The organism is Halomonas sp. CSM-2, from assembly GCF_002119345.1.
Taxonomy (GTDB): Bacteria; Pseudomonadota; Gammaproteobacteria; order Pseudomonadales; family Halomonadaceae; genus Vreelandella; species Vreelandella janggokensis.
The window spans coordinates 1-23,268 of sequence record NZ_NBYR01000008.1; the positions used below are offsets into that span (position 1 = coordinate 1).

General features: G+C 58.2%; 15 protein-coding genes. 11 read left to right on the forward strand and 4 right to left on the reverse strand.

Going from position 1 to position 23,268, the window contains the following annotated elements:
- Window positions 1-191: 191 nt before the first annotated feature.
- Window positions 192-6,365, forward strand: a complete 6,174-nt coding sequence (locus tag B7L15_RS07970) for a DUF5801 repeats-in-toxin domain-containing protein (RefSeq protein ID WP_369596855.1) — start codon at window positions 192-194, stop codon at window positions 6,363-6,365.
- A gap of 128 nt (window positions 6,366-6,493) precedes the next feature.
- Window positions 6,494-6,820: a tryptophan synthase subunit beta like protein gene (locus tag B7L15_RS07975; protein ID WP_085918468.1), complete on the forward strand. Its 327-nt coding sequence runs from the start codon at window positions 6,494-6,496 to the stop codon at window positions 6,818-6,820.
- Between the two features lie 68 nt (window positions 6,821-6,888).
- Here the strand turns inward: B7L15_RS07975 and B7L15_RS07980 are convergent, their stop codons facing one another.
- From B7L15_RS07980 to B7L15_RS07990, 3 genes are all read right to left on the reverse strand, one after another.
- Complete coding sequence (locus B7L15_RS07980) at window positions 6,889-8,790, reverse strand: EAL domain-containing protein (protein ID WP_085918469.1); 1,902 nt, start codon at window positions 8,788-8,790, stop codon at window positions 6,889-6,891.
- A gap of 11 nt (window positions 8,791-8,801) precedes the next feature.
- Window positions 8,802-9,473, reverse strand: coding sequence for a transglutaminase-like cysteine peptidase (locus tag B7L15_RS07985; RefSeq protein ID WP_085918470.1), 672 nt, complete (start codon window positions 9,471-9,473; stop codon window positions 8,802-8,804).
- A 198-nt stretch (window positions 9,474-9,671) separates the two neighbouring features.
- Window positions 9,672-10,376 (reverse strand): arylesterase, encoded by a 705-nt coding sequence (locus B7L15_RS07990; protein ID WP_085918471.1) that lies wholly within the window; start codon window positions 10,374-10,376, stop codon window positions 9,672-9,674.
- Between B7L15_RS07990 and B7L15_RS07995 the strand changes: the two genes are divergently transcribed.
- The 6 genes from B7L15_RS07995 (at window position 10,375) to B7L15_RS08020 (ending at window position 17,889) form a co-directional block, all read left to right on the forward strand.
- Window positions 10,375-11,175, forward strand: coding sequence for an ABC transporter ATP-binding protein (locus B7L15_RS07995; protein ID WP_085918472.1), 801 nt, complete (start codon window positions 10,375-10,377; stop codon window positions 11,173-11,175). The genes B7L15_RS07990 and B7L15_RS07995 overlap by 2 nt on opposite strands.
- The gene (locus tag B7L15_RS08000) at window positions 11,172-13,739 is read left to right on the forward strand and encodes an ABC transporter permease (RefSeq protein ID WP_085918473.1); all 2,568 of its coding nucleotides are present in this window, start codon (window positions 11,172-11,174) and stop codon (window positions 13,737-13,739) included. The genes B7L15_RS07995 and B7L15_RS08000 overlap by 4 nt, the downstream gene beginning before the upstream one ends.
- 186 nt (window positions 13,740-13,925) lie before the next feature.
- The gene (gene glyA / locus B7L15_RS08005; RefSeq protein WP_085918474.1) at window positions 13,926-15,191 is read left to right on the forward strand and encodes a serine hydroxymethyltransferase; all 1,266 of its coding nucleotides are present in this window, start codon (window positions 13,926-13,928) and stop codon (window positions 15,189-15,191) included.
- 145 nt (window positions 15,192-15,336) lie between these two features.
- Window positions 15,337-15,570 (forward strand): DUF4258 domain-containing protein, encoded by a 234-nt coding sequence (locus tag B7L15_RS08010; RefSeq protein ID WP_441316948.1) that lies wholly within the window; start codon window positions 15,337-15,339, stop codon window positions 15,568-15,570.
- A 2-nt stretch (window positions 15,571-15,572) separates the two neighbouring features.
- Window positions 15,573-15,764: a DUF2283 domain-containing protein gene (locus tag B7L15_RS08015; protein WP_085918476.1), complete on the forward strand. Its 192-nt coding sequence runs from the start codon at window positions 15,573-15,575 to the stop codon at window positions 15,762-15,764.
- Between the two features lie 325 nt (window positions 15,765-16,089).
- Complete coding sequence (locus B7L15_RS08020) at window positions 16,090-17,889, forward strand: type VI secretion system Vgr family protein (protein WP_254902897.1); 1,800 nt, start codon at window positions 16,090-16,092, stop codon at window positions 17,887-17,889.
- On the opposite strand, the gene B7L15_RS08025 is transcribed toward B7L15_RS08020, so the two are convergent.
- On the reverse strand, window positions 17,790-18,752 hold the full coding sequence (locus B7L15_RS08025) for an IS1595 family transposase (RefSeq protein ID WP_139839359.1): 963 nt from the start codon (window positions 18,750-18,752) through the stop codon (window positions 17,790-17,792). The two genes, B7L15_RS08020 and B7L15_RS08025, sit on opposite strands and share 100 nt — an antisense overlap.
- 45 nt (window positions 18,753-18,797) lie before the next feature.
- Between B7L15_RS08025 and B7L15_RS08030 the strand changes: the two genes are divergently transcribed.
- From B7L15_RS08030 to B7L15_RS08040, 3 genes are read left to right on the forward strand one after another with little or no spacing between them, the layout of a single operon-like run.
- Complete coding sequence (locus B7L15_RS08030; RefSeq protein ID WP_441316949.1) at window positions 18,798-19,217, forward strand: hypothetical protein; 420 nt, start codon at window positions 18,798-18,800, stop codon at window positions 19,215-19,217.
- Entirely contained in the window at window positions 19,202-20,023 is an 822-nt protein-coding gene (locus B7L15_RS08035; protein ID WP_085918479.1) for a DUF4123 domain-containing protein, read from the forward strand. The genes B7L15_RS08030 and B7L15_RS08035 overlap by 16 nt, the downstream gene beginning before the upstream one ends.
- A complete protein-coding gene (locus B7L15_RS08040) occupies window positions 20,020-23,265 on the forward strand; it encodes a hypothetical protein (protein ID WP_085918480.1) in 3,246 nt (1,081 codons plus the stop codon). Before B7L15_RS08035 ends, B7L15_RS08040 begins: the two co-directional genes overlap by 4 nt.
- Window positions 23,266-23,268: the final 3 nt, after the last annotated feature.

A 23,268-nucleotide genomic window follows, 5' to 3' on the forward strand; every position in this document is an offset into this window, starting at 1 on the left:
ATCAATTGGAGAAGGTCACCGTGACCCAGTCCGCGGCCCTCGACCACGCCGAGCAAGGCGCCGACAGCCTGAGYCTGCCGACCGGCCTGGTGGGGGTAGAGGCCACGGTTACCGTCACCGACGGYGATGGCGACACCACCAGCGAGACCCTGAGCGCCGACCTTGGCGACAGCATCAGCATCGTTGACGACATGCCCAGCATCGTCGACGGCACGGTTGACCTGAGCGAGGTCAGCCTCGAAACCCAAGACAGCCAGACAATCGACGGTGGCACCGCCACCGGCAGTGTGGCCGCGGCGTTCGACGCCGCCGTCACCGCCCAATACGGCGCCGACGGTGAAGGCAGCACCGCGATCAGCGGTTACGCCCTGACCCTGGGYGACATCGACCACGGCCTGGAAAGCAACGGCGAGCCGATCACCTTCAGCCTRGCGGACGGCGTGATCACCGGCAGCACCACGGCTGGTGAAGTCCTGCGCCTCGAAGTGGATAGCGACGGCAACGTCACCGTGACCCAGTCCGCGGCCCTCGACCACGCCGAGCAAGGCGCCGACAGCCTGAGCCTGCCGACCGGCCTGGTGGGGGTAGAGGCCACGGTTACCGTCACCGACGGTGATGGCGACACCACCAGCGAGACCCTGAGCGCCGACCTTGGCGACAGCATCAGCATCGTTGACGACATGCCCAGCATCGTCGACGGCACGGTTGACCTGAGCGAGGTCAGCCTCGAAACCCAAGACAGCCAGACAATCGACGGTGGCACCGCCACCGCCACCGGCAGTGTGGCCGCGGCGTTCGACGCCGCCGTCACCGCCCAATACGGCGCCGACGGTGAAGGCAGCACCGCGATCAGCGGTTACGCCCTGACCCTGGGYGACATCGACCACGGCCTGGAAAGCAACGGCGAGCCGATCACCTTCAGCCTRGCGGACGGCGTGATCACCGGCAGCACCACGGCTGGTGAAGTCCTGCGCCTCGAAGTGGATAGCGACGGCAACGTCACCGTGACCCAGTCCGCGGCCCTCGACCACGCCGAGCAAGGCGCCGACAGCCTGAGCCTGCCGACCGGCCTGGTGGGGGTAGAGGCCACGGTTACCGTCACCGACGGTGATGGCGACACCACCAGCGAGACCCTGAGCGCCGACCTTGGCGACAGCATCAGCATCGTTGACGACATGCCTATCGCGATGGATGACGTTGATACTGTTGCCGAAGGGACTGCCGAAGGTAACGTTATCACTGCAGAAGGTACGCTGAATGAGGCTAGTGCTGATGACGTGGGTGCCGATGGCGGACAGGTCACCTCAGTCAGCTTCGGTGAAACAACAGTCTCCGTGCCAACTGATGGGTCAGCTGAGATTGATGGTGAGTTTGGAACGCTGACGCTGAATGCCGATGGTAGCTATACATACGCGGTTGATCCCGACAAACTGCCACAAAATACAAAGAATGTTGAAGGTTGGGAAAAAACCGACAGCAACATGACCGCTTTCAATTTGGGCGAATCATTCCTGGATGCTGATGGCAAATTCAATGATACCGGCACAGGTTCTGTTACCTCGGGTGGAGCAGGATTTGGTGTTGGTGGTACTTCTGGCGCTAACACCTCAGTACCAAGCCAAATCAACTACTCAGGCAGTTTAAGTGAAGCACTTGCCTTCAAATTTGATGGCAGTGTTTTATCAGCAACCGTCCAGTTCTCGAATCTATATCAAGACGAGAGAGGCGGTGAAGCTATGCGTTGGCATGCGTTTGACGCTGACGGCAACCGGTTAGATAGTGGAATTGTCAGCGATAATGGTGCTTCAGAGCCTTATGCAAACAATACAGACGCTGACTTTAACGGCAGCGGCAATAATAAAGGTTCATTCACCATCAGTGACATAGGTGCTTTCAGCACCCTGGTCTTTGAAGCTGTGCCTTACGGCAATGATGGCAGTGCCAACGCCGATGACTCGGACTTCTTTGTCAATATCAGCGAATATGAAAGCTTTGACCAGGCTGATAACAGCTACCAGGATCAGTTTGACTACACCATCGTTGATGGAGACGGGGACAGTGCTTCCGCCACATTGACTCTTAATGGTGATGCAGAAGCAGTGCAAGGTGAGTTAACACCACTGACACCTGTTGCGGTAGGTAACACCTATGAAGTCGATGGTGTGACAGAAGGTAATATCATCACAGATGACGATGATAACGGTGGGGCACAAAGCGGTCGTGATTATGATAACGATACGCCAGTGCTTAATCTGTCGATCCATTCAGTTATATTCAATGGCCAATCAACGCTGGTTGAGAGCGATGACACTGTAATCAACCTCAACAACGGCACATTGAGTATCAATCTTGATGGTAGTTACACCTACACACCAAACGAAAATGCTAATGGTGGAGATGTCTTTGAATACACGTTAATCGATCCGGATGGTGAAATTAGCAATGCTGCTACCGTCACGCTTGAGTTTGTTGATCACCCTGTAGAAATTACCGGCCTGACACCGAAAGCCGATGGTGGCGATGTTGTTATCGATGAGGATGATCTGCCGGCAGGTCGTGGTGGTAACAAGTCACCTGGTTCGGACGGTTCGGATAGCACCACAGCAACTGGCACCTTCTATATCAACGCTCCAGATGGTGTGGGTAGTCTAACTGTCGGTGGTCAGGCAGTAATTACTAACGGTACGTTTACACCGGTAAGTTTCGAGAGTGAGCTGGGAAATACACTGTCAATCACTGGGTATAACGAAGCTACTGGTGAAATTAGTTACGAGTACACTCTAGAAGACAATACCGTAACGCATGGTCCGGAGAGTAATGGTGAGAACAGTGTATTCGAAAACTTCGATGTCAACCTGACAGATACCGACGGCGATCAAGCAACTGACATACTTTCGGTCCAAATCGTTGACGACATACCGGAATTTGATGAAGAAGGCATCGAAGACGCCTCTCTCAGTACCGATGTAGGCAGCGAAGCGACCGGTGACCTGAACCTCGAAATTGGTGCCGATTTTGAAGGTGCCCAAATGTCAGGTGCGACGCTCAAGCAAGATGAAGATGGTTACATCCAGGTCCAGTACGAGGAAGGTGGTGCAACGCAGTCGGCCTTCCTGACGTCGGGTGGCAGCAAGCTGCAATACGAGTTCGATCAGGATAGCCAGCAGTTGATTGCCTTCAAACAGGGCGATAGCAGCAGCAACCCGGTTTTCACTATCGATTTCGATGTCACCAACGGAAGCTATGAAATCAACGTGATCGAAGCACTGGACCCGGTCACAGTCGGCTTTGAAAACGCTGGCGTCACCTCCAATGGCGGTGGTACAGGCCTTGCTCTTGAATTGGATGGTGCCGATCTCAATGCCGTATTTACCATGCAAGATGGCGGAAACGTTAACTGGTCGAATACCGGAATTGGCGGTTCACCCAATAACTTGATTGGCAATGGTGACGTTCTGGTGGCCAATTTCGACCATGTTCTCACCGAGCTGAGCTTTACAGCCAGCCGAGGTGTTGGCAACCCGCAAACGGCTGAGTGGAAGGTTTATCTTGACGGCGAGGAGGTCGGTAGCGGAACCGGCAACAATATTACAGGTATAGAAGGCGGCTTCGATGAGGTGCAATTCATCGGCCACGGCCAGCCCAACGATCAGTATCGCGTCAACGATTTCGGTGGTCGATATCAGGATTCAAGCATCGATTATCAACTGCCAGTTGAGCTAGATGCCGTCGATGGCGACGGTGACACGACGGATTCTGGATTCACCATCGGCTTCGATCCAGAGTCCTCGTCAATCGAGCTGCCCGAACCCGAAGAACCCGCTGCGCCTTCGATCACCGGTGGTGAAGTGCTCATTAATGAAACTTGGCTGTCTGGCGGTACGCGTGAAGGCCAGGGCGATACGACCCAGGAAGGTAGCATCCAACTGAGTGCCGAAGGGGGGATTGCCTCTCTGACGGTTGGAGGAGAGACTCTCGATTTTGCAGCACTGCAAGATCTTGGCAATAGCCCGGTATCGATTCAGATCGATGGTATCGGAACGTTAAGCTTGACCGGTTTCCAGGGGACAGACACCGGCGGCACCTTGAGCTACGAACTTGCCCTGAATGACAACGTGAATCACGACGATGTCCAGGGCAGGAACAATGAAGAGTTCAATATTGACCTGGGCATTGTAGACTTTAATGGCGAGTCGGATAGCGGAACGCTGGAGCTGGTCGTTCAGGACGATGTACCGGAGAGCGAATCAGAGACACCGCCTCTTGATGTCGTGATTGATGAGTTCGGTATCGATGATATTGGTGGCAACTGGGTGAACGCCTCAGGTGGCAATTCTTCAGTGGCCAATTATCTGGTGTCGAATGGCATCGGGATTGTTTGGGGTGGAAGCGACTTCGATGATGCCTCAGGCTACAAATTCGAATATGCAAACGAGTTTGATGCCGAGAGCAGTATTGTCTCCGGGGATCCTCTGTCACTGGGTACTTTCACCCATGTAAACAATCCGATTTCTACAGGGAACGCCATCGACGAGGTTACCTTGTCGCTCAAAGTCGATACGATGCTCAATGGCGAGATGTTCTCGATACCCGTCGAGGTCGTGCTGGTTCACGATGAAACGTCGAATGACAAGAATCGCGCTACCCATCGCGATAATGATGACTTCATCACCATCAAGGAGTTTTCGGTCGACCAGGGTGCCCTAGACAAGTTGGCAGCGGCCGGATATCAGTTCAGTATTGATGGCTTCAAGGATGATGAGGACAATCTCGTTAAGACGGTTCGCACTACCGAGACGGAATCCACTTCGTTCGATCTGTTTGCATCTGTACAGTATGTTGGCGAGCCCGCGACGGCCGAAGGCACTATCAGCGCTGATTGGGGCGCCGATGGTCCGGCAGAGATCGATCCCATTGTTGTCGAACATGCCAATGGCAACAGCGCTGGTCTGGACGCTGGCCAGGCCATGATCGAGGGTGCGTTCGGCACCCTGACGCTGACCGACGATGGCAACGGCGAGTTTTCTTACGACTATGTGCTGAATCAAGAAGGTCGGCAGGAGCTCAAATCAGAGGGCAATCTTACCGAGAGCTTCAGCTATACGCTCAAGGACGGTGACGGCGATCAGGTGAGCCGCGATATCACGCTTAATTTGACGGGTGTTGCACCGCCCATCGAACTAGTGGATCTGGTGGACCAAGTATCAGTAAATAGCACTAGTGAAGAATCGACCAAGAACTTTGAGGGAATTTCGGCAAATATCAATTGGACGCTTATGTGGTCAGCCAGCGACAGTAAATCTTTGCAAGAAATCTTTACTGTTGCCGATGAAAGTAGTGGGAGTTTTAGCTTTACAACCCATCTTAGTGACTCTTCTAGTGGGTCATCCTTCAACTGGGAGCTGTCCCGCTTGAATGGAGGCGAGTGGGAAATCTATGATGTTGGAGCCTCCGATAAAGCAGGACTCTCTTCAGTAAATATTTCTGACTTGCCAACGGGTGAATATAGGTTTGAAGCAGATGTAAACGTGTCTAGTGGGTGGTTTAGTGAAGGTAAATACGCCAGCGTATACGACTTGACGTTTGTGCAGACCACGGATGGATTGGAAACTCATGGCGCGAAAGACAACCTGTTCGATGATTCGTCTGTCTTCCTTGGAAGTGGCGACATAGAGCTCACAATGCTGGGCGCAGATCCGGATGGCAATAATGTGTTAGTAGACGCAGCCGATACGGAGATCGCTGGGCGCTTTGGCAAGCTGACGATAAGTCCTGATGGCACCTATGACTACCAGCCGGAGGCGAGCACGGATCACCTGGGAGGGGTTGAGCAATTCGAATATCAGGTGACGAACTCTGATACTGGTCAGAGCGCGACTGCCACTCTGTCGATTCAGATCGACAGTGATGACTTCAACGTTATCTTCGGTACAGAGGTGGGCGAAACACTGGAAGGCAGCGATGGCCTTGACGTCCTCGTCGGTGGTGCGGGTGACGATACACTGACAGGCGGTGATGGTGACGATGTTTTCCGGTGGAATTTCGGCGACGAAGGTGTCGACGGTCAACCGGCCGAAGATACCGTTACCGACTTTGGTAATGGTAATGACAAGCTCGACCTCTCCGATCTTCTGCAGGGTGAGGATAGCGGCAACATCAACGAGTACATCTTTGCCGAGGAAGATGGTGACAATGTAGTGCTTAGTATCAGCTCTGAAGGCAATCTGAACGGCAGTACAAGTGCCGCCGATCAGAAGATTACCCTTGAAGGGAAGTCCTTTAACGACTTTGGCGTTAATAGCGGGCTTTCAGAGGATTTGATTGCCAAGCTGGTTGAAGATGGTCAGCTGAAAATTGACCAATAACCCGAATGCGCTGAGCCGCTGAGACTGCCCCCGCCGAGTGTGTTGCTCGGCGGGGGCTTTTTATTGTTACTGCAGTGCCTGCGTGGATTGTTTATGCTGGCGGGCAGCGAAAAACAAGGAGTCTATAAATGTACGTCAACCGCGACAGCCAGGGCGAGATCAGCCAGGTAAGCCGTACGGTAAGCGAGCACTGCAAGGAATACGTCTCACCGGAGTCGACGGAGCTACAGCGTTTTATCAACGCCGAAACCCATGAGGCTGCGCTGCTCAGGCAGTCGGATATGGAGTTTGTGCGGGTACTGGAAGACGTGATCACCCTGTTGATGGATCGGGGGATCATCCGCTTCACGGACCTGCCTGAAAAAGCCCAGGACAAGCTTCTGGACAGGCAGTCGCTGCGCAAACGCGTCAACGACGTAGGGCTGATCAGCGACGATGACAGCGACGTGATCTAACCGTCGCTCACGACATTAATCAGCGGCTTCCATGCCGCTGATTTCAATTCAAGCTGTCATCTTCGAGCTTACGGCGCTTTCACACCAGGCCCGGTAACCGCATCAAGCCCCAGGTCAAACAGGGTCTCGGCTTCTTCGGGACGTTTAACGCCTTCGGCGATGGCCAGAATGCCCAGCGAGTGGGCCAGGGTGGCCATGCCGCGCAGAATGGTCTGCTGGTCAAACGCCTCATCGACGCCGCTGACCAGGCTGGCATCGAACTTGAGGAACGCAAGCCCCAGGTCGTGAAGGTCGGCCAGGCGGGTAAATTCGCTACCCACGTGTTCCAGACCAATCCGCACACCGGTGTGCTGCAACTCGCGGCACAATAACCGGAAGCTTGCCAGGTCATGCAGCGCGGTACTTTCGGGTAGCTCGATCCACAGCTTGCGGGCCGCCTCGGGGGCGTGTTCAAGCCGTTGGCGTAGCGCCTTGATAAACGCCATGTCGCTCACCGCGCGGCCGGAAAGGTTGATACCCAGCGGTAGCTGGTCGGTCTCGATAATGGCCAGGGCACGCTCGGCAACGGCCAGGTCCAGCTTGTCTTCCAGCTGCAGACGGGCCACCCAGGGCATGAACAAGCCCGCACTCCGCCACTCGCCTGCTAACTCAAGGCGCGAGGGCGCCTCGTAATGCACCACTTCCTGATGGGCATTGACCACCGGGAAGCGAGCCAGCGCAACGCCAGCGTCCATCGACTGGATCAACGCTGACCGCCATGCTTCATGGGTCGTATACAGCGGCAAGCGCGCCTCGCCAGAAGCCACCACCAGCGCCATGTCACCACGGCCCTCGGCATCGGCGAGGGCGCCGTCAAGCGCTGCAAGCCGTTGAGAAGGCGTATCGCCGTGAGTGTACTCACTCAGCGCGGCGGGTAGCCGGAGCGGCGCGCCCACGGTATCGCGTAGCAGCGTCAGCTGATGCTTGAGGCTTTCACTGACGTGCTCGATATCCTGGGAGCCATGGACCACCACCAGGAAGTCACTGCCGTTCAAGCGGCCGACTTCACCGCCGCCCAGTTCATTGGCCAACTGCGCCAGATGGCTCACCAGCGCCCGCAATGCCGCATCGGTGGCCTGACGGCCCAGGCGCTCGTTGACCTCGGGCAGGTCGTCCACGCGCACCATAATCAACACGCCGCTGGCACGCTGGGAGTCACTTTCCAGGTTGCGCTGCAAATGCTCCAGCAGCGTCGTGCGGTTGGAGGCACCCGTGGTGGCATCCTCCTGCAAGCGCCGGCGCAACTGGTCGAGCTTGCCGGTTTCTTCGCTCAGCATGGTATGCACCGCCCCGGAGAGCGTGTTCATCGCCTGTACCACTTCGCGCAGCTCCAGCGTGCGCGGCTCTGAAGAGGTGGTAAAGCGGCGCGCACTGATGCTGCGTGCCTGGCTGACCACTTCCAGCAGCGGCCGACGGATGGTGCGCACAATCCACCAGGCCAGCAACAGGCTGATAGCACCGACCAGAGCAAACCAGGCAGTCATTTTCAGGGTGCTTTGCCACAGCGAACGGTAGGCGTAGTCGTGCTGGCTCGCGAGGGACAGGGTGCCGTACTGGCTCCAGCCGTCCTGCACCACTGCCTGGCCAGGGGAAACATCCAGGCGCACCAGGTCAACAAACCAGCTGGGCACACCGTCGTCCAACGGCTCGGCTTCGCGGCGCTGCATGATGTCACCCTGCGGCGAGCGCAGTTCAATCAAACGGTAATGCCCGGTATCAAACTGCGCGGATAGCAGCAGCTCGATGCTGACGTCATCTTTTTCCATCTGGGTCATGGAAAGTGCCAGCGCGTTGGCATTGTCGGCATTCTTGATTTGTACTTCCTGCTCAACGTAATCCTGCGTGGAGGTCACGCTCACCGCCAGACTGCCCACGAACGCCAACAGCAGTATCAGGATGACCGTCAGCCAAAGCTGCTTGATGAGAGACATATCCTATCCTCTTATATAAATCCTTGATCGCGCATGCGGTTAACCACGCTTTGCCAGCGTGAAAGCCGCGCGAGTGGGTCAGCCCGTGACTCCTGCGACCCCCCGGCCCACAAGCCGCTGCTGTTGAAACTGAATACAGGGGTCAGGTCGTCGCGTTCCGAGGCCGGTCGAATGGAAGGGATGATGTTATCCAGTACCAACGGCTCGGACGCCGGTGTTTGATAGTACCCAAGCACCATGTGCGCCTGGCTTTGCTGGGAACGGCCAATCCGTGCCCGAACATAAATCATGCGCAGCTTGTTGCCAGGCACACCCAGTTCCTTGAGCGTGATGTACTTGGCAATCGAATAATCCTCGCAGTCACCTTCGCGCTTGCCCAGCATTTCCAGCGGCGTCGCCCAGTAATCTTCCTGGCCCCAGATGGAAATGTCATCCCGCCAGCGCACCTTGCGGTTGAAGAAGTCATTCACCTCGCGCATCTGGTCGCCAAGCCTTGCGCCGCGCAGCCGCTGGATCATGGCCAGCCACTCATCGATCAGCGTCACGCCCGAAGCCCCATGCGCCTGCTGCATCTTCTGGCGGATCCGCGCCGGGTTGAACGCCGAAGCCGTGGACGGCGCGCCAATCATCAGGCACAGCAACCCCGCGCCCAGCCCCGAGAGCACTTGCCGCCGCGATACCATCACGTTACCTGACCATCCATGGCGGCGCGAGATAGAAACCTGTTTTGAAGATGTTCAAGCTAATGGGGGTATCCTCATGGTGCCGTGTTAAAGCTTCACAATTTATATCGACAAAAGACGTTGCAACTTAATCGCGCCACGAAAAAACAAGGTATGCACCCAGCCATTGTAGGAGCCCGACTTCGTCGGGCAATCAAGTCATCTACCAGCACTCACCCTCGGCGCCATGATACCTTCCAGCTTATCCCAAACGGTTTCCAGAATAATCGGCTGGGCCTCGGCGGTGGGGTGAATGCCGTCGTCCTGCATCAAGGCATCGTCGGTGGCTATGCCTTCCAGCAAAAACGGCACCAGCGTAACGCCGTAGGTGTCGGCGAGGTCATGATAAACGGTGGTAAACGCCTCCCGGTAGGCAGCGCCGTAGTTGGGCGGAATATCGATGCCCAGCAGCAGGACCTCGGCATCTGCGGCCTGGCTGGCCTCGATCATCGTCGCCAGGTTGGACTGCATCTGCTGCGGCGGAAGGCCGCGCAGCCCATCGTTGCCGCCCAGTTCCAGCAGAACAATATCCGGCTCGTGCTGTCCTAATAGGTCATCGAAACGCTGCACACCACCTGAAGTGGTTTCACCGCTGATGCTTGCGTTGACCACGGTTGCCGCTTCCGGCAGCCGCTCTTCAAGCAAGGCCACCCAGCTTTCATCGCGCTCAATGTTATACGCCGCGCTCAGGCTATCGCCCATGACCAACAGGGTGGGGGCGGAGCCTGCGTCCGAGTCGACCGACTCAGCGTTGACTGGCCCGGCGACCAGGGTGGCTATCAGAACCCCCAGCCACAGGGTTAGTATGCGGTAATGTTCTCGCCATGCTGCTTTTTGCCAAGCTACAAGGATGCCACGCTTCATGTCTTACTCCTCTGCTGATTCCCCTGAGCCGACCGCCAAGGCGGATAGCCAACGCGTGCTTCATGCCGAACGCTTGACCAAAAGTGTCACCAGTGGCGAACGCACGCTGACCATCTTACACGACCTTTCGTTGAGCGTGGCAGCCGGAGAAAGCGTGGCCATTCTGGGCAAGAGCGGGGCGGGCAAATCTACCTTGCTGGGCCTGCTGGCTGGGCTGGATACCCCGACAGACGGCGAGCTCCATCTGTTCGGCCATCCGCTCAGCCGCCTGGATGAAGACGGCCGTGCCTCGCTGCGCGCAGGCCGCGTCGGCTTTGTGTTCCAGAATTTTCAGCTACTGCCCACGCTAAGCGCGCTGGAAAACGTGCTGCTGCCGCTGGAACTCTCGCCCCGTGCCGGAGAAACCGACACCGCCGCCCAGTGGCTGACCCGCGTCGGGCTGGGTGAGCGTCAGGGCCATCTGCCCAAACAGCTTTCCGGCGGCGAGCAGCAGCGCGTGGCCATCGCCCGGGCGTTTGTCAGCGACCCGGAACTGGTCTTCGCCGACGAACCCACCGGCAACCTGGACCCGGACACCGGCGCGCAAATCATCGACCTGCTCTTCGAACTCAACCACCAGGCGGGTACCACCCTGATCCTGGTCACCCACGATCACGCCCTGGCTCGCCGTTGCGATCGCTGCCTGCGGCTGATCGACGGCCACCTTGACGCCTTCGATCCCCACACTCTTGCCAGCGACACGCTCGAAAGCCATGTCTCTAAAAGCGATGCCTCCAAAAACCATGAGGCCAAGACATGAGCAACCTCAACGCTCGGCTGGCCCTGCGTAGCCTGAAGCGCGACCTGCGTGCCGCCGATGTGCGCGCGCTGTTTGTGGCACTCATGCTCGCCGTGGCCGCCTCCACCATGATCGCGTTTTTCCTCGACCGCCTGGACCGCGGCCTGGAGCGCCAGGCCAGCCAGATGCTGGGCGGCGATGTGGTGTTGGAACAGCGCGACCCGTTCAGCGAAGAGCTGCGCGCCCAACTGGAAGATGCCGGCTTTACCCTGAGCGACCAGGTCGACTTGGTCTCGATGATCAGCCGCGACGACCGCTTCCAGCCCGCCAGCCTCAAAGCCGTGGACGATATCTACCCGCATTACGGCAGCTCGCGGGTGGATCTGGGTAATGGCACCGAGCAAGTGGCCTCTGGTCCGTCAGCAGGTGAAGCCTGGGCCGATCCACGCCTCGCCCAACTGATCGACATCGAGATTGGCGACAGCGTTCAGGTCGGGCAGACAGAACTGACCATCAGCGGGATTATCGAGCGCGAGGCCGACCAGTCCGGCGGCTTCGGCAGCTTCAACCCCCGGCTGATGCTCAACACCGCCGACCTGGAGGCCACCGGGCTGGTCCAGGAAGGTTCCCGGGTCGAGTTTGAAATCCTCGCCGCCGGGCCACCCCAGGCGCTGGATGCCGTGCAAGGGCTGCTCGACGAACTGCGCCGGGAGGGTGTTGAAGTCAGCGACGTGCGCGTCGACCAGCCACAGTTAGGCAATGCCCTGGAACGTGCCGAGAGCTACCTGGGCCTGGCCGGGCTTGCCGCCGTGCTATTGGCAGGCGTGGCGGTGGCCATGTCCACCCGCCGTTATGTGGAACGTCATCTGGACACCGCCGCGCTGCTGCGTTGTTTCGGGGCCAGTCAGCATCAGTTGGTCGTCATCTTCTCGATTCAACTGCTGGGCCTGGCCCTGGTCGCCTCGCTGCTGGGCGCCGTGTTGGGACTGGCCGGGCAGGCGCTGTTGCTATGGCTGCTGGCCAGCTTCCTGCCCATGACGCTACCGCCCCCCGGTATCATGCCCCTCGGTCTGGGAGTGCTAACGGCTTTTGCGGTACTGATCGGCTTTGCCGGACCCACGCTACTGCGCATCAAGCGCGTCAGCGCCCTCAAGGTGCTGCGCCGCGAGCTGGACCCGCTGCCACCCGCCGCATGGCTGGTAGTCAGCGTGGCCAGCCTGGTGTTTGGCGGCCTGCTATGGCTGTATTCCGGCAGTCTGCCACTGGCCATGGCCCTGCTGGTCGGCGGCGCGGCCCTGCTCGGCGTGCTGTGGGGCATCAGCATGCTGCTGCTGAATGGCGTATTGCGCGGCGTGCAGGCGCTTTCTGGCAAAGGCCCCTGGACCCAGGCGCTGCGTCTGGGGGGCCGTCAGTTAGCGCGGCGTCGGCAGGCCGGGCTCGGCCAGCTGATGGCGTTCTCGGTGACCTTCTTCGCCATGGCGATGATTGTCCTGGTACGTGGCGACCTGCTCAATACCTGGCAGAACCAACTGCCCGACGACACGCCCAACTACTTCGCAATCAACATTCAGCCCACAGAGCGCGACGACTTCGAGGACGCGATCAGCCCGCGGGCCGAAGCGCAAAGCGAACTCTACCCCATGGTGCGTGGCCGGGTAATCTCGATCAACGACCAGGACCCGCGTGAAGCCGTGCGCCCTGACGCCCGCGGCGACAACTCCCTGCGCCGGGAGCTCAACCTCACCTGGCAGGCCGAAGTGCCGGAAGGCAACGAGATCGTCGCCGGGGAATGGTTTGCAAGTGAAGAGGGCGCTGACGAGCAGCAAGGCTGGATGAGTGAGGTAGACGCCACCGCCCAAGCCGCGCCGGTGCCCATTTCCGTGGAAGACGGCCTGGCCGAACGCCTCGGGCTGACGCTTGGCGACCGGCTCACCTTCGCCGTGGGCAGCGATGAAATCACCACCGAGATCACCAGCCTGCGCAGCCTCAACTGGGACACCTTCCGGCCCAACTTCTTCGTGATCTTCCCGCCGGATGTGCTGGAATCGTTCGGCCACAGCTATATCACGGCGTTTTACTTGCCGGAAGAAGAGCAAAGCCTGATCAATCAACTGGTGAGGGACTTCCCCGGCGTCTCGCTGCTTAATGTCGAGGCCATTCTGGGGCAGGTGCGCGATGTGCTCACCCAGGTCACCCGCGCGGTGGAACTGGTGCTGATCCTCGTGCTGCTGGCTGGAGTGAGTGTGCTCTACGCCGCGCTGACCGCCAGCCGACCGGTGCGCGCCCACGAGAGCGGCCTGCTGCGCGTCTTCGGGGCAGGGGAGACGATGATCTCGCGGGTTCAGGGTGCCGAGTTCGCCCTGCTCGGGTTTGCCAGCGGGCTGCTCGGCGCGGCCCTGGCCGAACTGGCCACCGCCGTGCTGTATCTCTACCTGCTGGACTTGCCACCCCGGCCGCACCCCGAGTTATGGCTTGCGCTCCCCATCGGCGGCGCGCTGCTTATCGGCATTATCGGCCACAGCCTCTCCCGCAGCCTGCGTAAACAAGCCCCCGCGGCGAGTTTAGGGTTATTAGGGGAGGCCTAGCACCCAGCCCCCAAGGAGTCCGACCTAGTCGGGCGATCAGGCCGTCTACGAGCAACATTAAGCAGTACCCGTACATGAGCGCGATTCATCTGCATCCTGACGCGGATGCGATGAAAGTCGCGCTCGGCTGAGGTATCATGGGCGACTACTCTTTCATGACGACCCTTCGTACGAGGTTTCCTGCCGATGTTCAGCCGCGATATGACAATTGCCGGATTCGATGATGTGCTTTTTGACGCCATGCAGAAAGAAGTGGCCCGCCAGGAAGCCCACATCGAGCTAATCGCTTCCGAAAACTACGCCAGCCCCCGCGTACTGGAAGCCCAGGGCAGCCAGCTGACCAACAAATACGCCGAAGGCTACCCCGGCAAGCGCTACTACGGCGGCTGCGAATTCGTCGACATCGCCGAAAACCTCGCCATCGATTACGCCAAGGATCTGTTCGGCGCGACCTACGTCAATGTGCAGCCGCACTCCGGCTCCCAGGCCAACAGCGCCGTCTTCCAGGCGCTGGTCAAGCCCAATGACACCATTCTGGGCATGAGCCTGGATGCCGGTGGCCACCTGACCCACGGCGCCAAGCCCAACTTCTCCGGCAAGCACTACAACGCCATTCAGTACGGCCTCAACGAACAAGGGTTGATCGACTACGACCAGGTCGCCGAGCTTGCTCGGGAACACAAGCCCAAAATGATCATTGCGGGCTTCTCTGCCTACTCGCAAATTGTTGACTGGGCCAAGTTCCGCGAGATCGCCGACGAAGTAGGCGCTTACCTACTGGTGGATATGGCCCACGTCTCCGGCCTGGTCGCCGCAGGCGTTTACCCAAGCCCGCTGCCCCACGCCCACGTGGTCACTTCCACCACGCACAAAACCCTGCGTGGCCCGCGTAGCGGCGTGATTCTCTCCGCCGAAAATAACGCGGATATCGAGAAAAAGCTGCAATCCGCTGTCTTCCCCGGCGGCCAGGGCGGCCCGCTGATGCACGTCATCGCCGCCAAGGCGATCTGCTTCAAGGAAGCCATGGCGCCCGAGTTCAAGACCTACCAGCAACAGGTGGTCAAGAACGCCCAGGCGATGGCGGGTGTGTTTATCGAACGCGGTTACGACATCGTCTCCGGCGGCACCGAAGATCACCTCTTCCTGCTGTCGCTGATCAAGCAGGGCGTGACCGGTAAAGACGCCGACGCCGCCCTCGGCCGCGCGCACATCACCGTCAACAAGAACGCCGTGCCCAATGACCCGCAAAGCCCGTTCGTCACCTCCGGCCTGCGCATCGGCACCCCCGCCGTAACGACCCGCGGCTTTGGTGAAAAAGAGTGCAGCGACCTGGCAGGCTGGATCTGCGACATCCTCGACGTCCTCGCCAGCGGCGACGACACCGCCGCCATCGAAGCCGAGGTGCTGGATAAAGCCGCCGCGGTATGCAACAAGTTCCCCGTGTATAAGTAATTAAACGAAGTGGCTTGACCGATCCTGATCGCCCGACTTGTCGGGCGATCAGGTTGCCTGTAGGTATAATGCACGGCGGTACTTTCGTGCTAGCCTAAAGGAGTATTCTTGTGGGGGCTGTTGGATGCATTGTCATCGATTCGACATGGATGTTCATGTAACTCGATATGCACGAGAGCGTATGACGCAGCGCGCTATTAGTGAAGAACAATTGAGAGCGCTACTCGAAACAGGGCAGATTCGGTATAAAGATGATAGCCGTTTCTGGATAGCTAAAATGTTCTCGTCACGGAATGACAACTTGGTATGCGCTGCCGTTGTGCTAGAAGATAAGCTCATAGTTAAAACCGTTATGCACCATTTTCAGTGGGAGGGTTAAACATGCGAACCACCTATGACGAAACGGATGACATTTTAGTCGTGCATCTCTCCGACAAGCCAATCTCGAAAGAGGTGTCGCAAGATTGGAATACGCATATTAGTTACGCAGAAGATGGCACCATTGTTGAAGTTGTGATTTTAGAAGCATCCAAACAAGGCGCCTGGCCGTTGTTGCGCAGCCACGCCGCGTAATCTCCAGCCCCTGTGGGAACTCAACTTTGTCGAGCGATCAGCCCATCTACCAGCGATCACCCAAGGCGCCTTGATCCTGCCTGATCGCCCAACGGATAACGCGCCAACCCCCCCCTCACTGCTTCAACAAATGCGCGATGGTGACTTCCACTTGCGGTTTTGACTATTCATCAACTAGCCCGCAATTTTGTAAGATATTTCTTAAAGCTTTGTAAGACATTAGCTCTTCGTGCCGTAAAGGGGTTGTTCCGCCCGCAAGTCTCGCTACCCTGATCGTTTCTCATTAGCAGATAGCGATCCAGGGAGTGGCATGATGTCTGAAAGTATGGGGGCGGAGACAGGCCTGCAATTCACCCTAACGCTACCCGGCATTAACGATATCGCGGTGATCGACTTCACCCACCGTGAGGCGCTCTCCCAGCCTTTCGAACTGGCGCTCAACCTGGCCAGCCGCGATGGCAGCCTGGACGCCGCCGACCTCCTGGATCGCGAAGCCACCCTGACCATCTGGCAGGACGGCAAACCGCTGCGCCGGGTGCATGGGATTGTCGCTGAATTTGGCCGCGGCGACCGCGGCCACCGACGTACCTTCTACTCCCTGGTACTGCGCCCGGCGCTCTGGCGGCTCTCGCTGCGCCAGAACTCGCGCATCTTTCAGAAGGTCGACCCGCTCACCATCATCAATACCCTCTGCGACGAGCGCGGCATCCGCGACGTGGCCTTTGCGGTCACCCGCGAGCTTCCCGAGCGCGAGTACTGCGTGCAGTACCGCGAGACGGATCTCGCCTTTATCGAGCGCCTGGCCTCGGAAGAGGGGCTTTTCTATTTCCATGAATTTGATGAGGATAGTCATCGGCTGATCTTCGCCGACGACCCACAGGTGCTGGCAAGCCTCGGCGAGCGTACCTACCACAGCCGCGCCGGCGGCACCGCGCCTACACGGCATGTGCGCAAACTCAGCCATACCGCCCGGGTGGCGAGTTCGTCCGCCACGCTCAAGAATTACAGCTTCAAGAACCCGGCCTACGCGCAGCTGCACGACCATCTGGGCCGCGACGTCGAGCAGCACGGCCAGCAGGTGGATTACGAGCACTACGACTACCCCGGCCGCTACAAGCAGGACGCTTCCGGCGAGCCGTTTACCCGTATTCGCCTGGAACAGCTGCGCCGTGAGGCGATCACCGCCAGTGCCGAAAGCGACCTGCCCGAACTGGCCCCCGGCCTGCGCTTCACGCTGACTGACCACGACACCGACAGCCTCAACCGCGACTGGCAGGCCATCAGTGTTCTTCACCACGGCGAACAGCCCCAGGCGCTGGAAGAAGACGGTATCACCCAATCAGACAGAGCCGGTATGACCCGCTACCACAATCAGGTCACGCTGATCCCCGGCGATGCCCCCTGGCGCGCCACGCCCAACCCCAAACCCCGCGTCGATGGCCCTCAGGTCGCCTTTGTGGTCGGCCCGGAAGGGGAGAAGATCCACTGCGACGAGCATGGCCGGGTCAAGGTCCAGTTTCCCTGGGACCGCTACGCTGAACCTGATGAAACGGCCAGCTGCTGGGTGCGGGTTGCCCAGGGCTGGGCAGGCGGCGGCTACGGCAGCATCGCCATTCCCCGCATCGGCCATGAGGTGATTGTCTCCTTCCTGGAAGGCGACCCCGACCAGCCCTTGGTCACCGGGCGTACCTACCACGCGGTGAATACCGCGCCGTACACGCTGCCCGAACACAAGACCCGCACAGTACTGCGCACCCAAAGCCACAAGGCCGAGGGCTTCAACGAACTGCGCTTTGAAGACGAAGCGGGCGAAGAGCAAATCTGGCTCCACGCCCAGAAAGACCTGGAGCTGCTGACGCTTAACGACCGTATTGAAGAGACCCGCAACGACAGCTTCTTGAAGGTCAATAACGACCGCATCAGCGAGATCGACAACGACGATCACCACACGGTACACGGCAATCGTTTCGAGCATACCGAAGGCCAGCAGCACCTCAGCGTGGACGGCACCCTGCATATCAATGGCTATGTTGGTATCTGTTGTTGGTCAGCGCCAATCACCGCCAGTAGCCACGCTTCCTCGGCTGGCTTCGCTGTTTCAAACAATCGTCGCCATGCCAAATAATTGGGTAAATACGCTGTCCCCACCCCCTTAAAACGCTTCATCCAGCCCTTCAGTCGGCTGATATAACTGTTAACATTCTGAATATGGTATTCCTTGCCAATGACTCGCTGGTTATCGAGTGTGATCAGTCGATGGTGGGCAATGCCATGTTCCGCAGAGAAAGACTTGTACCAGCTGTGCCCGTCCGAACATAAAATCGAATCGCGATCGATGATCGGTGCCAGAAAAGCATGGACAGTGGACTTTTGGAGCCTCGGGTCTACCAAGTCACTGACATGGCCATTGCGGTCACGCACGATAACAACCGGAATTTTATCGGCTTTTTTCTTTTTATTACCTTGGCTGCCGCGTTTCCGAGGCTGGCGGTGCGTGATTTTTCGCTTGCCCTTACATGACTCAACGAAGAAGGTCTCATCTACCTCAATGATGCCCGATAAGGCATTATCGTTGGCGTGGGTGCTCTCATGTAGAAAGCGGTGACGCCATCGGAAGGCTGTTTTTAAATCGATCCCCACACGCTTGGCACAGACACGTAACGTCAGGCTATCCCGCATGCAGCGCAGGTAGTGGAACCATTTGTCACGGTAGTGCAGCTTAGCAAGGGGTGTGCCTGTGAGCGCATTGAATGTTTTGCGACATGCCGGGTTTCGGCACCGATACCGCTGCAAGCCACTGGCACGCCCCCATTTAGCAGGACGCTCATTGCCGCAATGGGGACACGCATGGCGAGGATTGGCGGTCTCGAGCAGCGCATCTGACTGGGAGTTAATTTGCTCAAGAAGTTGATCGGAAAGGTGTTTTTTAAGATCAACAGGAAGGCGGGTTAGCGTCTGTTCGAGCGCTTTGATATCTGGACGTTTCATAGCGTACTCCAGGGAACCGCATATACAGTAGTTTATGCAGTACTTTTGGAGAACGCCAACAACAGATACCAACAGAGCCATATCAATACAGGCCAGGCCTGGCTGAGTGAAAGCGGCCGGGAGCTGCACATCAAGGCAGGCCATAAAGTGGTGCTCGAAGCCGGTAACGAACTCACCCTGAACGCTGGCGGCAGCTTCCTCAAGCTGGACGGCAGCGGCGTCACCGTGGTGGGCCCCAAGGTGCGCGTCAACGCAGGCGGCAGCCCCGGCAGTGGCAGCGGTCAGGCGGTGGAAGGGCCGCTGCTGCCTGGGCATGCGGTGGCGGAAACGCATGAAGCGATACCGCCCACTTCGCTCCCCAAGCTGAAGGATTACCAGCTAAGCGAAGCGGCTATCATGCCGCTCTGCGGCAAGATCAATGACACCCAGTGYTCGCGCGARGATTGCCCATGTCTRGCTGGTTAAACCAACTTGCCGAACGCTGTTAYCCGGCGGACAACCTTGCGGGGATGGTGACAGGCCAGCGYGGCTTTGTGGTACTGGACCAGCGTCACTCGCCTGAACAGGGCAGGCCACTGCTATCACTTCCCGGCAAACGCGATTTTGCCACGCTATTTGCGGGYACGTCGCTTTCCCCTCTGCTGGAGGCCAGCCCCTGGCTACTTGATGTTGAAGTCGSCAGTGAAGCTTGGCATTACGCAGAAAAGCTCTGCCAGCAACGCTTGGGATGGGTMTGCCAGCCACCGGCAGATCAAACCCTGCAAAGCATTGCTGACCACTTGCGGGMACTGTTTGTGATGGATGACCCGCACGGCGGAAAATCACTGATCAACCTTCARCAGCCCGCCGTATGGACAGCCCTGCTCGCCAGCGCGCCAGCCAGTATCTACTCACACTGGTTAAACCCGCTAGGCCAAGTAGCCACCCCCACGCCCCAGGGTCAGTGGTCTATTTGGCAGGCCGATGCACCAACGTCCCCTGCACCGGAACGCTGGCAGCTTACTGCTGATATGGAAGCCGCGTTGAACGAAAGCCAACCGGCGTGGTGGTTGAGCCGAATGACGAAGACGCCGCCAGCTTCTTTACCCAATGCTTGGTTGGCACGGATGAAAACAGCGATGCAGGCAGGCATCAGCCGCTCGGATCATTTAAAGCGGCTATTGCCCATTATGACGGACGAAGGCGAAAGGCTGGATGTTCAGATAGACGACATTCTGAACACGCCCCTGCCTTCACGCCAAAAAGTACAGCAGTTGGAACGCCTGTTATGAATACTGAGCAAACCGCAGAGCGCCACCTTGACCCGATGGTGGTCAACATCTTTGAACCACCGGCATCTGATGGCGAGAGCGCCGGGGAAAACGCAGCGCATGTCTGCCAAGAGCAATGCTGGGCCGATATTCTTTACCTGCCGGGAACACATACGTTCTGGTTGCTGACGGAAGAGGTCTCAGACATCTTGCTGGAAGCCGCAGAACAGCTTAAGGCGTGGACACAAGAAGAGGATGCCACCGAGCGACTTCGGGTACTCAACGAAGAGGCAGGCTTGATGGAGTGCCTACTGCCGACCCGTGCCGAAAACTTCCTCGACGACAGCGAAAGGGCGCGTTACCAAGCGTGTTTCGAGCAGTTAATTGAGATGACCGCTGTTGACCAAGAAAGCCTTGAAGATCGCATTGCGCACCAGCGCTCTTTGCTATGGCAATTTACGACGCCCGCGTTATTGGATCACTTGGCGCGCCATGTCAGGGACCCTGACGCTGTGCGCCTGGAAGACGAACTTCGTGACCTTTATCAAGCGGGCCTAAGTCGCGCGCAGGAAGCGGGCTATAGCATCGAGGGTGAAAACTACTATGGCCCCTGGGAAACAGAAATCGAGCAGGCGCTGGAAACCTACCGTTCGTGCCGGGCCTTGGCTCAGCGCGAGTACCACTTCAACCCTGGAAGCGAAGGCGAAGCCACTCCCTTCTCGCTGCAAGAGGTGCTCGCCGAATATCAAACCTTCATTGGATTATGCGAATCCATGCCGCCTGACGAGGCAGCGCAGCAATGTAACTTTGTGGGCCATGTCCAGCAGCTCTCACAGCAGCAGGAAAGCAAGTATAGCGACTATCTCGAGAGTATCCTCACCCTTGCGTCGCTGGGTATCGCCACCCCCGAACTAGCGCTATCGGCAGCCAACGCCGAAACTGCGTCGCTGGACGAGGGTGTCAGTGCCTTCGACACATACTGCCAAGCGCTCAAACAAAGCGTCGAGTTACACCAGGCGGTCGAGGAAAAACTGAGTGAATGGGAAAGCGGTACCGCTGGCAATGCCAAGCTGCCTATCTTCTTGTTCGAACAAGAACGGCAACATTATGAGCACCTCCAGGAGACGTTGAGCGACCTGTTCAAGCAGGCCGATGACGCCGTCAGCAAGATGGAGCCCGGTCGCGTCCTTATCTGGCATACCGATATAGAAGACGACCGCCATGCCATGGGCTACCAGAAGCGCAAAGTCGAACTGCTGGTACGCCGCGATTTCCCGCTACGAGAGTTCAGCTCCCCTCAGGCAGACCAGTCACTTAGCCACCTCAGCCTTTGTCAGTTGATGTCCGCCATCACTCCAACCGAACGGCAGCGTCTGGATAACGCCATGAACGCGGACGGTGTATTGCCTGCAACGTTATGGGAGGCGCCAGAAAGCGCTCTCTCCCAATGGCTGCAAGGGCGTGGCTGCGAGCCGATAGAACATCGTGCCGACTGGCATGAAGAGCCATTGGGGTTTTTCCAGCCTGAAAGCTTCTTCGCCTACCTTGAGGAGCAAGGGCACGAAATTGACTCCCTTGATGATGATCGTAAGAAAACATGGGGGGCTGCGCTACAGAAAATTCTGTTCACCGGCCCGAGCCGTGAACGGCTGCGCCTGTTCGACGCCAGCGCTCAGGCCCAAATGATGCGGCTGGTCGGCATGGCCAGGTTTGATCTCAACGAGCAGCGTAGTGAAAGCGACCGCGATACGCCCTGGGAGGTCGTCGCCCAACAGCCCACACTAACGTTCTTGGACACCGAACTTGCAATGAGCAGTGGCGGAAGTAACAGCCTTAAGACCACACAGCGCGATGAACTGGCTATCAAGCGCCCCTCCAAGGGTCGTTGGCAGCTCGATGAGAGCAACTCCAGCAGGACCGCTGCCCAGGCCACTTATCGCTGGGAGGCCAAGGGCACCTTTAGCCTGGCACGGGGGGAGCTGCCACTGGGGCGACTAGTCCTGCCGCGAGAAGAGCAGGCTCAGCAGGTAGTCGCTACCCTTTCCGAGGTTGATGAACAGCGCGCATTAGGCCGCTATGTCTTAGTCGTGGACGCCGTTGCCAAAGGGTTTGCGGGTGCCAGCCTGGCACTGGCGGCCGAGACGGGCATCTCCCTTGGCGAGGAAGGTCTCAGCGTGAGCGGTGTTGATTGGGCCAAGCGGGAAGCCGAGGGTGCCACCATCGAGGCCTTTGCCGGTGCTCGGCTGGGTATCGAAACCCGCTGTGCATTAAGCTGGGAACCACCCGCGAACCTGGCGCGCATTCTCCCCACCCGTGCGGGGCTTTCCAAGATGAACATGCAGCGCGCCAGTCAGTCACTGACGGGGTGGCGCAACCTTGGCACTGCCACCCTGGCGATGGAAGTGGCTGAAGGCTTAGGGGGAAGGCTTGGCCTCGCGCTGGGCATGCAGAACGGCAAGTTCGTGCTGCGCATGGCCGCACGCGTCGTCATCGGCACGGGAGCTGGGGGCAGTTTTTCCGTCGAACTGGATATCGACAGCCTGGATTTGTGGCTAGTGATGCTCCACCGCGCCATGGTGGATAACGACTATGTCCAACCTGATTGGATTGATGACGACGCCTACCAAAGCATGGGCCGGCTAGGCTATCTCGCCACCACCACCCTGCTGAACGTAGGCCTGCTGGCAGCCCGTGGGCAGGCGGGTATTGAGCGACTCTACAGCGCCCTGACTGGTGGGCAGAATGCGGGGCCGATTGCGTATGTCATTACTAACGACCCTCGCCGAGATCAGATGCGTAACTGGGTACAGCAATTAACACCCGAAGGGTTAGGCGCACTAATGTATCTGCTCGTCAGCAAGCCAAGGGCGTTTGAAATAGAAGAGCCTGGTAGAGGAAGAAGTGCTGGCAACAGCCAACACTTTAATGCTCAGGAAGCGCTGGATTTTCAGCAAATTGCCATAGCTAACTGCTTGGGCTGGATTGTGGAGGGCGTCACCATGAACGTTTACGGCCCCCTCTGCCGCTTTAGCCGCGAAACCCCTACCCCTTCCCAGTATCTGTTTACCAAAGCGGTAGTAAGAATGACCGCCAACGGCAAGCCACCGCATGACTACCCAGATTCCGCTTACCAAAACCATAAGAGTGATCTGGATAAGTTTATGGATCAGATTTCAGGGACAGATAATCCTGATGTACCAGGTTCAAAGAGAGATTACCGCCGCTACGTCGCAGGCCTCGGCACTGAGATCTGTGCGGGTTAACAA